The sequence below is a fragment of the Tsuneonella sp. CC-YZS046 genome, from assembly GCF_035581365.1.
GTDB lineage: Bacteria > Pseudomonadota > Alphaproteobacteria > Sphingomonadales > Sphingomonadaceae > JAWKXU01.
The window spans coordinates 3321539-3334049 of the sequence record NZ_CP141590.1 but is presented as its reverse complement, the minus strand read 5'-3'; the positions used below and the strand labels follow the sequence as shown (position 1 = coordinate 3334049).

Annotated in this window: 10 protein-coding genes; 5 read left to right on the top strand and 5 right to left on the bottom strand. The window is 65.9% G+C overall.

The annotated features are described in order from the left end of the window. Positions 1–49: 49 nt before the first annotated feature. Positions 50–2725: an aconitate hydratase AcnA gene (gene acnA / locus U8326_RS16270; RefSeq protein WP_324741568.1), complete on the top strand. Its 2676-nt coding sequence runs from the start codon at positions 50–52 to the stop codon at positions 2723–2725. Positions 2726–2916: 191 nt separating this feature from the next. Then, complete coding sequence (locus U8326_RS16265) at positions 2917–3840, top strand: hypothetical protein (RefSeq protein WP_324741567.1); 924 nt, start codon at positions 2917–2919, stop codon at positions 3838–3840. Positions 3841–4303: 463 nt separating this feature from the next. Here the strand turns inward: U8326_RS16265 and ruvB are convergent, their stop codons facing one another. Then, the gene (gene ruvB / locus U8326_RS16260) at positions 4304–5332 is read right to left on the bottom strand and encodes a Holliday junction branch migration DNA helicase RuvB (protein ID WP_324741566.1); all 1029 of its coding nucleotides are present in this window, start codon (positions 5330–5332) and stop codon (positions 4304–4306) included. Further along, complete coding sequence (gene ruvA / locus U8326_RS16255) at positions 5329–5931, bottom strand: Holliday junction branch migration protein RuvA (protein WP_324741565.1); 603 nt, start codon at positions 5929–5931, stop codon at positions 5329–5331. Before ruvA ends, ruvB begins: the two co-directional genes overlap by 4 nt. A 198-nt stretch (positions 5932–6129) precedes the next feature. On the opposite strand from ruvA, the gene aroC reads away from it, so the two are divergent. The 3 genes from aroC (at position 6130) to ahpF (ending at position 9640) form a co-directional block, all read left to right on the top strand. Further along, a complete protein-coding gene (gene aroC, locus U8326_RS16250) occupies positions 6130–7215 on the top strand; it encodes a chorismate synthase (RefSeq protein ID WP_324741564.1) in 1086 nt (361 codons plus the stop codon). 183 nt (positions 7216–7398) lie between these two features. Further along, positions 7399–7962: an alkyl hydroperoxide reductase subunit C gene (ahpC, locus tag U8326_RS16245; protein WP_324741563.1), complete on the top strand. Its 564-nt coding sequence runs from the start codon at positions 7399–7401 to the stop codon at positions 7960–7962. A gap of 88 nt (positions 7963–8050) precedes the next feature. Next, the gene (gene ahpF / locus U8326_RS16240; protein ID WP_324741562.1) at positions 8051–9640 is read left to right on the top strand and encodes an alkyl hydroperoxide reductase subunit F; all 1590 of its coding nucleotides are present in this window, start codon (positions 8051–8053) and stop codon (positions 9638–9640) included. Between the two features lie 169 nt (positions 9641–9809). On the opposite strand, the gene U8326_RS16235 is transcribed toward ahpF, so the two are convergent. Genes U8326_RS16235 through U8326_RS16225 form a run of 3 tightly spaced genes read right to left on the bottom strand, consistent with a single transcriptional unit; the run spans position 9810 to position 12305 of the window. Next, positions 9810–10391, bottom strand: a complete 582-nt coding sequence (locus tag U8326_RS16235) for a Smr/MutS family protein (protein WP_324741561.1) — start codon at positions 10389–10391, stop codon at positions 9810–9812. Continuing rightward, positions 10388–11611, bottom strand: a complete 1224-nt coding sequence (locus tag U8326_RS16230; RefSeq protein ID WP_324741560.1) for a murein transglycosylase A — start codon at positions 11609–11611, stop codon at positions 10388–10390. Before U8326_RS16230 ends, U8326_RS16235 begins: the two co-directional genes overlap by 4 nt. 19 nt (positions 11612–11630) lie before the next feature. Beyond that, on the bottom strand, positions 11631–12305 hold the full coding sequence (locus U8326_RS16225; RefSeq protein ID WP_416385496.1) for a Tim44/TimA family putative adaptor protein: 675 nt from the start codon (positions 12303–12305) through the stop codon (positions 11631–11633). Positions 12306–12511 lie beyond the last annotated feature (206 nt).

The window sequence follows — 12511 nt, the reverse complement described above, 5'->3', positions numbered from 1 at the left end:
AGGGTCCGGCGCGAGTCCCTGGGCAATTCTAGGTAAGGTGACGACACATATGACTCAGGTCGGCAAGGACACGCTTGGCACCCGCAGTTCCCTCAAGGTTGGCAATCGCGAGGTGGCTTACTACTCGCTCGCGAAGGCGGCCGAAAGGTTCGGCGATATTTCCCGCCTGCCCTTCTCGATGAAAGTCCTGCTGGAAAACCTGCTCCGCTTCGAAGACGGCGGCTTCACCGTTTCCACCGAAGATGTCCAGGCGATCGTCGACTGGCAGAAGGACCCCAGCTCCAGCCGCGAAATCCAGTATCGCCCGGCCCGCGTGCTGCTGCAGGATTTCACCGGCGTCCCCTGCGTGGTCGATCTGGCCGCGATGCGCGACGCGATCGCCAAGCTCGGCGGCGACACCAGCAAGATCAACCCGCTGGTGCCGGTCCATCTCGTCATCGACCACTCCGTGATGGTGGACGAGTTCGGCCACCCCAAGGCCTTCGAGCAGAATGTGGAGATCGAATATTACCGCAATGGGGAGCGTTACGACTTCCTCAAATGGGGTTCCAAGTCGCTGGCGAACTTCAAGGCCGTTCCTCCGGGCACCGGCATCTGCCACCAGGTGAACCTCGAGCATATCGCGCAGACGGTGTGGACCAGCACCGACCAGAACGGGGTCGAGGTCGCTTATCCCGACACCTGCGTCGGCACCGACAGCCACACCACCATGATAAACGGCCTGGGTGTGCTGGGCTGGGGCGTGGGCGGGATCGAGGCCGAGGCCGCGATGCTGGGCCAGCCGGTTTCCATGCTCATCCCCGAAGTGGTCGGCTTCAAGCTCACCGGCAGGCTGCCGGAAGGCGTCACCGCCACCGATCTCGTGCTGACCTGCACCCAGATGCTGCGCGCGCATGGCGTGGTCGGCCGCTTCGTCGAATATTTCGGCCCGGGCCTCGCCGCCCTCACCCTGGCCGATCGCGCGACTCTGGCCAATATGGCGCCTGAATATGGCGCGACCTGCGGCTTCTTCGGCATCGACGAGAAGACGCTGGACTATCTGCGCCTCACCGGCCGCGACGAAGACCAGATCGCCCTCGTCGAAGCCTATGCCCGGGAACAGGGCTTCTGGCTTGATCCGCATGGCGCGGACCCGATCTTCACCAGCGTGCTCGAACTCGACATGAGCACCGTCCGGCCCTCGCTGGCCGGGCCGAAGCGCCCGCAGGACAAGGTCGTCCTCGAAAATGTCGACGACGTGTTCAACGGCGATCTCGCCAAGGTCTACAAGCACGACAGCTTCAAGCGCGTGCCGGTGGACGGCAAGGATCACGACATCGGCGATGGCGACGTGGTGATCGCGGCCATCACCAGCTGCACCAACACCTCCAATCCGGGCGTGCTGGTCGCTGCCGGGCTGGTCGCCAAGAAGGCGAACGAGAAGGGCCTGAAGCCCAAGCCCTGGGTCAAGACCTCGCTTGCCCCCGGCTCGCAGGTCGTGACCGACTATCTGACCAAGGCCGGCCTGCAGCCCCATCTGGACGCGATCGGCTTCAATCTGGTCGGCTATGGCTGCACCACCTGCATCGGCAATTCCGGCCCGCTGGCCGAACCGATCAGCAAGGCGATCAACGGCAACGACATCGTCGCCGCCTCGGTGCTGTCGGGCAACCGCAACTTCGAGGGCCGCGTATCGCCCGACGTGCGCGCCAACTTCCTGGCCAGCCCGCCGCTGGTGGTCGCCTATGCGCTCAAGGGCACGGTGACGGAAGATTTCACCACCACCCCGATCGGGCAGGACAAGGACGGCAACGACGTCTTCCTGAAGGACATCTGGCCCACCAATGACGAAGTCGCCTCCACCATCGCCGGATGCGTCGACCGCGACATGTTCCGGGCGCGCTATGCCGACGTCTACAAGGGCGATGCGCATTGGCAGGCAATCGACGTGACCGGCTCGGAAACCTACCAGTGGCGCGCCGGTTCGACCTATGTCGCCAACCCGCCCTATTTCGAAGGCATGACCATGACCCCGGCCCCGGTCGGCGACATCGTGGATGCCCGGCCGCTGGCGATCCTGGGCGATTCGATCACCACCGACCACATCTCGCCCGCCGGCTCGATCAAGGAAGACAGCCCGGCCGGCCAGTGGCTGATGGAGCATCAGGTCGCGAAGTCCGATTTCAACAGCTACGGTGCGCGCCGCGGCCACCACGAAGTGATGATGCGCGGCACCTTCGCCAATATCCGCATCCGCAATGAAATGGTGCCCGGCATCGAAGGCGGGATGAGCCGCTATGGCGAGGATGTCGGCGCGATCTACGACGTGGCGATGAAGCACAAGGCCGACGGCACGCCGATGGTGGTCGTCGCCGGCAAGGAATACGGCACCGGCTCCAGCCGCGACTGGGCCGCCAAGGGCACCAACCTGCTCGGCGTGCGCGCGGTGATCGTGGAGAGCTTCGAGCGCATCCACCGCTCCAACCTGGTCGGCATGGGCGTGCTGCCGCTGCAGTTCGTCAATGGCGAAACCCGCGAGACGCTGGGCCTGACCGGGGACGACAGCTTCACCATTCGCGGCATCGCCACGATCCAGCCGCGCCAGACCGTGGATGTGGAAGTCACCCGCAAGGATGGCTCGACCTTCACTTTCCAGACGCTGTGCCGGATCGATACCGCCAACGAGCTGGAATATTACCTCAACGGCGGCATCCTGCACTACGTGCTGCGCAAGCTGGCCGCCTAAGCGCCAGCCCTCCCACATACCGCAACGCGGCCCCGCTCCTCCCTGCCGGGAGGGGCGGGGTTTTTCCTGTGCGCCGTAGCGGGTTTAGCTGAAGCGGCCCGTGGGCCGCCCGGAGAACGGGGCGCAAAGGAAAAGGGCGGCCACGGGGAGGCCGCCCTTCTCGCTACGGGTAGTCTACGGGAAAATTCGCGGTGGTTCAGGCCGCCTTCTTCAACGCCAGCTTGCGCCGGCCGAACACCGCCGCGGCGGCCATGCCGAACAGGATCACCATCGGCGGCGCCGGAACCGGAGTGCCGCTCGTGCTGCTGTTGGTGGTGGTGCCGCTGGTCGAGCTGGAGGACGAGGTCGAACTGCTGCTGCTCGACGAGCTGCTGGAGCTGGAGGAACTCGAACCGCTGCTCGACGAAGAGGTGCTGGTCGTCATGTTGCCGGAAGTGCTGGTGCTGGACGAGCCGCCAGAACTTGAGGAACTGCTGCTGCTCGAGCTGCCCGAGCTGGAAGATCCGCCGCTCGAACCGCCGCAATGCTTCTTGCAGGGATGGCCGCCGGACGAGCTGCCGCTGCCGCCGCTACTACTCGAACTGGAGCTGCTGCTCGAGCTGGAGGACGAACTGCTGGAGCTGGACGAACTCGAAGACGAGGTGCTGGTCGTCACATTGCCGGAGGTGGTGGTCGTGCTGGTGATCCCGCCGGTGGAGGTGGTGACGCTGCCGGTGGAAGTGGTCACGCCGCCTGTCGATGTCGTCACGCCGCCAGTAGTGGTCGAGGTCGAGCTGGACCCGCCGGTGGTGGTCGAAGTGAATCCGCCGGTGGTGCTGGTGGTGGTCAGCCCGCCGGTCGACGTGGAAGTCGAACCGCCCGTGGAGGTGAACCCGCCGGTGGAGGTGGAGGTCGAGCCACCGGTGGAAGTGAAGCCGCCGGTCGAGCTGGAGGTCGAGCCGCCCGACGAGGTCGAGGTGATGACGATATTGCCGCCGCCGCCGGAGCTGCCCCCGAAGAAACCGCCGAAGAAGCCGCCGCCGAAGCCCCAGCCGCCGACCGGCCCCCCGCCGATCACGACCGGGCCGCCACCGCCGCCGCCGCTCACGGGCTGGGGCGGCAAGGGCGGCAGGTAAGGCACCGGCACCATCGCCATTTCATACTGCTCCTCGCAGCATTCCGGTTTCTCGATGACGCGGCGGATGCGCTTCACCTGGCGCGGCTTCGGCTGCTGCTTGACCAGCTTGACGCGCTTGTCCTGCTTCACCGACTTGATCGACTTGAACTGCAGCTGATCGGTCGATTGCGGCTCGGCGACATGCACCGCGCCACCGACAAGCGCTCCGCCCGCTGCGATCGCGGACAATTTCGCCAAGGCCATACGAACCGACATGGGCAACTCTCTTTCCTGTTCGAAAGTACCGCCCGCTGTTTCGGACCTGGCACTTCCCCCACCGCCAAGAACGCAGAGTGCCGTGCGCACGGCAATCGCGTTAACCGTATTTGAAAGGGGCGATTGCCACTTTTTGGGAGAGAAAGCCTCTGCTCTGATCAAGCTGTCCCGATATGGAACCGAACGCGAAATGATTCCGAATGAAATCAGCCTTCGGCCCCGAACAATCCGCCCTGCGGGCCGGCCGGGGGACTCAGGCCGAGGTGCGCCCAGCCCCGCTCGTTGAGGCAGCGCCCGCGCGCGGTGCGGGCCAGCAGACCGAGCTGGATGAGGTAGGGTTCCACCACTTCCTCTATGGTGTCGCGCGGCTCCGCGAGGCCCGCCGCCAGCGTTTCCACGCCCACCGGGCCGCCCTTGTAGATGTCGGCGATCATGCTGAGATAGCGCCGGTCCATCGCATCCAGCCCGAGCGAATCGACCTCCAGCCGCGTCAGCGCCTCATCCGCGATCCGCGCGTTAACCACGTCCGCCCCGGCCACATGCGCGAAATCCCGCACCCGCCGCAGCAGCCGCCCGGCCACGCGCGGCGTGCCCCGCGCCCTGCGCGCGATCTCGCGCCCACCGGCCGGGTCCATCGCCATGCCCAATAGCCGCGCCCCGCGCGCAACCACGCTTTCCAGCTCCTCCACCATATAGAAATTGAGCCGCACGGGGATGCCGAAGCGGTCGCGCAGCGGCGTGGTCAGCAGCCCCTGCCGCGTGGTCGCCCCGATCAGGGTGAAGGGCGGCAGGTCGATTCGCACCGACCGCGCCGACGGCCCTTCCCCGATGATCAGGTCGAGCGCCCGATCCTCCATCGCGGGATAGAGCACCTCCTCGACCACCGGATTGAGGCGATGGATCTCGTCGATGAACAGCACGTCGTGCGGCTCGAGATTGGTGAGCAGCGCGGCCAGATCGCCCGCCTTGGCGATCACCGGGCCGGAAGTGGCGCGAAAGCCGACGCCCAGCTCCTTCGCCACGATCTGCGCCAGCGTGGTCTTGCCGAGGCCGGGCGGGCCGAAGAACAGCACATGGTCCATCGCCTCCCCGCGCGAGCGCGCGCTTTCGATGAACACGCGCAGATTCTCCCGCGCGGCCTTCTGCCCCACGAATTCCGTGAGGGACTGGGGCCGCAGCGCCGCATCCTGATCTTCCGGCTGCCGCCGGGCCGAGAGCGTGGGGTTGTCGCTCACCCCGCCGCCCTTTTCAGCGCCACGCGGACCAGATCATTCAGCCCGGCCTCCTCGCCCAGTTCGGCCTGGGCATGGGCGACGGCGGCGGCGGCGACGCCCGGCTTGAAGCCGAGGTTCTCCAGCGCCGAGACGGCATCGGCGCTGGCCGAACCGGCCTGATGGACCACGGCCGCCCCGGCCCCGGGCACGCCCGGCAAGCCGCCAGCCTTGTCCTTCAATTCGTTGACGATCCGGCTGGCCAGCTTGGGGCCGACCCCGTTGGCCCGCGCCACCATCGCGGCGTCGCCCTTGGCACACGCCGCCTGCAATTCCTGCGCGGAGAGCGCCGAAAGGATCGCCAGCGCGACTTTGCTGCCCACGCCCTGCACCTGCGTCAGCAGGCGGAACCAGTCCCGCTCCGCCGAAGTGGCGAAGCCGAGCAGGCGCAAGTCGTTCTCGCTGACCTGCAGGTCGGTGAACACCGTCACCGCTTCCCCCACCTCGCCCAGCGCGGAAAGCGTCCGCGCGGAACAATGGACGAGATAACCGACGCCGGAAACGTCGATCACCGCCCAGTCGGCGCCAGTCTCGTCGAGCAGCCCTTTCAGCTTGGCAATCATGTTTTGTTCCTGCCCGATGATGCGCGATTTGGCTAGGATAAGTTTCCCATATGGACGGAGCGGCATGCTCTGTTTTATCCCAACAGGACAATTGAAGTGCCCGATATTGCGCAGTGGGGACTGCGCGACACGATAATCTGTCCATATTGGAAAATCGGCGCATGGACAGTTTTGGCGTATTACGCCAATAGCCACCCCATGAGCGTCAACACTTTCGGCCGCGTGCTGCGTTTCACGAGTTGGGGGGAAAGCCACGGGCCAGCCCTGGGCGCGGTGGTGGACGGCTGCCCGCCCGGCCTGGAATTGAGCGAGCGGCAGATCCAGCCTTTCCTCGATGCCCGGCGACCGGGCCAGTCGCGCTTCACCACCCAGCGGCGCGAGCCGGATCAGGTGAAGATCCTGTCCGGCACGTTCGAAGGCAAGACCACGGGCACCCCGATCAGCCTGATGATCGAGAATGTCGATCAGCGCTCCAAGGATTATTCGGACGTCGCCCAGGCCTATCGCCCCGGCCATGCCGATTATGCCTATGACGCGAAATACGGCTTCCGCGATTATCGCGGCGGCGGGCGCAGCAGCGCGCGCGAGACGGCCGCGCGCGTGGCGGCGGGGGCCGTGGCCCGGCTGGTGATCCCGGAAGTGACGATCACCGCCTGGGTCAGCGAAATCGGCGGCGACGAGATCGACCGCGCCGCGTTCGACAAGGAGGAGATCGGCAGGAACCCGTTCTTCTGCCCGGATGCCTGGGCGGCGAAGCGGTGGGAAGACCTGCTGGACGAGGCGCGCAAGGCCGGTTCATCGCTGGGCGCGGTGGTGGAATGCGTGGCGGAAGGCGTGCCCGCGGGCTGGGGCGCCCCGCTCTATGGCAAGCTCGACGCCGATCTCGCCGCCGCCATGATGGGCATCAATGCGGTGAAGGGGGTGGAGATCGGCGACGGTTTCGCCGCAGCCCGGCTGCGCGGCGAGGAGAATGCCGACCGGATGCGGCCCGCCGGGGAAGGAAACGGCGGGAACGGCCAGCCCGAATTCCTCGACAACCATGCCGGCGGGATTGCGGGCGGGATTTCCACCGGCCAGCCGATCGCGATGCGGATCGCCTTCAAGCCCACCAGTTCCATCCTGATCCCGGTCGAAACGGTGACGCGGGAAGGAGCGGCCTCGACCATCGCCACCAAGGGCCGGCACGATCCGTGCGTGGGAATACGCGGCGCGCCGGTGGTGGAGGCGATGATGGCGCTGGTGCTGGCCGATCACAAGATGCTGCACCGCGCCCAATGCGGCTGAGGATTTCACCAGGCGAGTCCTGGACAGGCTAATCGTTGATTCCGATCAAAAAGGGCTGATTGATTTACTCAATCTTCAAAATCGGTTTTATGCGTTTCACCCGAACGCAATTCCACCCTATCTCGCATCTGCGAATTTTCTCGCATTTGCGAAATGAAATTCACCCAACCAACAGGAGCATACATGTCCATTATCGGTAAAGAACTGCAGCCCTTCGTCGCCCAGTCCTTCAAGGACGGCAAGTTCGTGGAAGTTACCGACGGCGACGTGCGCGGCAACTGGGCCGTGTTCTTCTTCTATCCGGCGGATTTCACCTTCGTCTGTCCGACGGAGCTTGAGGATCTGGCCGACCAGTATGCCGAACTCCAGTCGCTGGGCGTCGAAGTCTATGCCGTGTCGACCGACACGCATTTCAGCCACAAGGCCTGGCACGACACCTCGCCGGCCATCGGCAAGATCAAGTATCACATGCTGGGCGACCAGAATCATGTGATCTCCAACAATTTCGGCGTGCTGCGCGAAGGCCAGGGCCTTGCCGACCGCGCGACCTTCGTGGTCGATCCCGATGGCGTGATCCAGATCACCGAGATCACCTGCGAAGGCGTGGGCCGCAATGCCGCCGAACTCGTCCGCAAGATCAAGGCCGCGCAATATGTCCGCGCCCATCCGGGCCAGGTCTGCCCGGCGAAGTGGGAAGAAGGCGCCGAAACGCTGGCTCCTTCGCTCGACCTCGTCGGCAAGATCTGAACTGAACTGCCCGCATGGGCCGATTGCGGCCCGGGGCGGTCCCCCCACCGCCCCGGGCCGTTTTCATGGGAACTATCAGGAATCGAAGATGCTCGACGCCAATCTGAAGCAGCAGCTCCAAACCTATCTCGGCAATCTGCGCGAACCGATCGAACTCGTGGCCTCGCTCGGCGACGATGCGAAGTCGGGCGAGATGCGCGACCTGCTGGGTGAAATCGCGGCGCTATCCGACAAGGTAAGCGCCACATTCGATGGCGAAGATGCCCGCAAGCCTTCCTTCCTTATCCGCCGCGCCGGCAATCCTTCGGTCGCGACCCGCTTCGCCGGCTTGCCGATGGGCCATGAATTCACCTCGCTGGTGCTGGCCCTGCTGTGGGCGGGCGGCCACCCGCCCAAGGTCCCGGACGAGGTGATCTCCCAGATCAAGGCGCTGGAAGGCCCGCTGAATTTCGAGGTCTATTTCTCGCTGTCCTGCCAGAATTGCCCGGATGTGGTGCAGGCGGCCAGCCTGATGGCGATCCTCAATCCCAATATCACGGCCACGTCCATCGACGGCGCGCTGTTCAAGGCCGAAGTCGACGAGCGCAAGGTGATGGCGGTGCCCGCAGTCTATCTCAACGGGGAGCCTTTCGCCAACGGCCGCATGAGCGTGGAGGAAATCCTCGCCAAGGTCGATACCGGCGCGGCCGCCAGGGCCGCCGAGAAGATCAAGGGCAAGAAGCCGTTCGACGTGCTTGTCGTGGGCGGCGGCCCCGCCGGCGCGGCCGCGGCGATCTACACCGCGCGCAAGGGCTTCAACACCGGAATCGCGGCGGAGCGCTTCGGCGGCCAGGTGCTGGACACCATGGGGATCGAGAACTTCATTTCCGTGCCCCATACCGAAGGCCCCAGGCTGGCGGCGCAGCTGGAACAGCATGTCGGGGAATACGACATCGACGTGATGAACCTGCAGCACGCCGAGAAGCTCATCCCGGCGAGCAGGAAGGGCGGCTATCACGAAGTGGTGCTGGCCAATGGCGCATCGCTGAAGGCACGGGCGGTGATCCTGTCCACCGGAGCGCGCTGGCGCAATCTCGGCGTGCCGGGGGAAGCGGAATACAAGAACAAGGGCGTGGCCTATTGCCCGCATTGCGATGGCCCGCTGTTCAAGGGCAAGCGCGTGGCCGTGATCGGCGGCGGCAATTCGGGCGTGGAAGCGGCGATCGACCTCGCCAACATCGTCGCCCATGTGACGCTGATCGAATTCGATCACCAGCTGCGCGCCGATCAGGTGCTGCAGGACAAGCTGCAGAGCATGGACAACGTCCAGATCCTGACCTCGTCCCAGACCATCGCAATCCATGGCAATGGCGAGAAGGTGAACGGGCTGACCTACAAGGACCGCGAGAGCGGCTCCGAACATACGGTCGACCTCGAAGGCGTGTTCGTGCAGATCGGCCTCGTCCCCAATGCTGAATGGCTCAAGGATTCGGGCGTGGAGCTTTCGGCGCGGGGCGAGATCGTGATCGACGAGAAGGCCGCCACTTCTCTGCCCGGCATCTTCGCGGCGGGCGACGTCACCACGGTGCCCTACAAGCAGATCGTGATCGCCATGGGCGAAGGCTCCAAGGCGGCGCTTTCCGCCTTCGACTATATCATCCGCAATGCCCCGGCGGAGGATGTGGCCGAGGCGGCCTGAAGCGCTGGCTTACCGGACAAAGGGCGGGCGGGGGTCGAAAGGCTTCCGCCCGTTTCGTTTGACGCCCGTTCGTTGGGCGCTCTTCAGGCATGTCTGGAATGGGATCGCTCCTCGTCATTTCCGCGGAAGCAGGAACCCAGCAGCGAGGTAAAACAGACGAACGGTTTGCCTACCGCGCGCGCCTCAGCACGATATAGAGCGCGCCCGCGCCGCCATGCCGCCGATGCGCGGGCCGGATCGCGGCAATCACCCCGGAATGCGGGCCTGCCGCCAGCCAGTCGAGAATCTTCGCGCGGATCACCCCGCGCGAACCGGCCCGGTCCGCGGCCTCGGTGGGGCGGGGCTTGCCCGTAATCACCAGCACCAGCCGCGCGCCCATCGCGCGGGCCTGCGCCAAACCATGATCGAGCCGCGAATGCGCGGCGTCGAGCGATGCGCCATGCAGATCCAGCGTGAAGTCCGGCGCGACGGCGGCCCGCCCAAGTTTGCGCTCCCATGAGGAATTGAGCGTCTGCCGGTCCAGCGGGGGCGGAGCGGGCTTGCGCACCGGCGCATGATCGGGCTGTGGCCGAAGCGGTGTTGCAGTGGGGTTCGCGAGGGCCTTGGACAGGCTGGCGTCCGAAGCCTTGGGAGGCGTTGCGATGGGCCGGGCGGCGGCAGGAGCCTTGCGTCCGGCCAGCGGCGTCACCGTTCGCGCCACGCGCGCCCAGAGTTCCGCTTCGTCGGCGCTCAGCCCCCGTGGGGGCTTCATTCCACGCCTAGGCGCGACAAGGTTCCGCGCGGCAGGAAGAGCAGCGCCTGCCCGCGTCCGCTCATTCCGCCGGCGACCTCCCTTGCATCGGCGCCCGCGCCCCAGAACGTGTCAAAGCGGTTGGCGCCCTTGATCGCCCCGCCGGTATCCTGCGCAATCCACAGACCACTGGCTTGGGTCCGATCCAGCTCCAGCCAGACCGGCGCGCCGAGCGGCACGAAGGCGGGATCGGCCGCGACTGAGGATTCGCGCCGCACCGGAACGCCCAGCGCCCCCAGCGGCCCATCGCCCGGCACCTCGCGGAAGAACACCCAGCTCTTGTTGAGCCGCATCATTTCGCGGCCTTCCTCGGGATGCTCGCGCAGATATTGCATGATGCCCTGCATCGAGCCGGAATACTGCCCCGACCCGCTGCCGATCAGCCCGCGTTCGCGCATGACCGAGCCGACCCCGACATATTCGCGGCCGTTCTGGCCCGCATAGCCGATCCGCATGATCGAGCCATCCGGGCCGCGCAGCCTGCCGGAGCCTTGAATCTGCAGGAAGAAGAATTCGACCGGGTCCCTTGCCCAGGCGATTTCCAGCCCCTTGCCCGCCAGCGCGCCATTCTCGATCTCGGCGCGGTCGTAATAGAGCACGAACCTGCCGCTGTCGTCATAACGGCCGAGCGGCTGCCTGCCGGTCCGTTCCTTCTCCGGCATGTCGTCGGGCCAGCCGCGCACCAGATCGTCGGGCATCCTGTAGACGGGGACGTCATAGCCCGGAATACGGGTGCGGCTGCCTTCGATTTCCGGTTCGTAATAGCCGGTGGCGAAGGCGCTGCCGTCGCCGACCCGGGCCGCCTCGAAATGGGTCTCGAAGAAGGCGGGCGCATTGTCGTAGCGCCAAGTGGTGGCCGCGACGCAAGCCGGCCGCCAATCCTCCGTCCGGGTCAGGCCGCTCTGGTCGTTTCGCGCCAGCAGCTTCGGGCAGCTTTCGATGAAAGAGGACAGCGCCGCCCCGGCCCGGGATTGGCCCAGCTTGAGGGACGACAGCTTCGGGCCGGGCTTGATGCCCGCCAGCAGGGCATTGCCCGGCGTGCTGACCGCGGGCGGCGGTGCGGTGGGCGGAACCTGGGTTTGGGTCTGGGGTATCAGCCGAACGCAGCCGGCCAGCATGACCAGCGCCGCGACAGCGATAAACGAGCGTATCGAGCCGTAAGCCAAAGGCCTGCCCCTCATCCGTCAGGCGCCCTCGCCGTCAAGCCACGTCGGTTTCTTCGAGCACCCAATCCGGCCCGGCGGAGCCCACGTCGCGCGAGAAGGTCCAGATGTCGCGGCTTTCGATCGCATCGTCGAGCGAGCCGGCGATCACATTGCCGTCACGGTCGCGCGTGACCGCGGCGATATCGGCCGTGAACTGCACGGCGATCCGGGCCGTGCGCCGGTCAAGCGCGGCCGCATGGATCACGGCTTCCTCGATTCGGACGAGACGATTGTCGAGCTGCTCCCCGGCCTGCTCGCGCGCGTCGATCGCACCGGCGAAGCTGGCATAGACTTCCGGCGAGCACAGCGTCTTCAGCTCGTCGCGGTCCCCGCGCCAGAACGCCTCGAGAATCATCGCATAGGCAGCCTTCGCCCCATCGAGGAAGGCGGACAGATTGAAGCTGCGGTCGGCGGCGGAGATTTCCTGCAATCCGCGCTCGGTCGCGGGGCTGGCTCCCGCCAGCTCGCGCGGACGGAACGGCACGGGCGATGGCTGCACCGGCTGGGGCGCGCGGGCCGCGCCGGAGGCATTGCCGCTTTTCTCGAAACGAGTCGGCACAGGCTCTTCCTCGTGCTCGGCGCGGCGGCCGAGAACGGAATAAAGACGCAAGCCCAGGAAAGCTGCGATCATAGCCAGAATGACGATTTCGACGATCACGACATTATCCATTGCAGTTCTCGGCGGCAAAATGCCACACCGCTTTCCCTAACCTGCCTCAAATAGGCACGGATTACAAATGAACAACCCGTGCATGGCCCAGATCATCCATATCCAGCCTGCATTCCACGGCGTTGCGATGCCCGTCGGGGGATGCTAGGCGCGCGGCTGATGCAAGGACGGCGACCTGCCGCCCCACCTGACAGAAAGCGCATTCC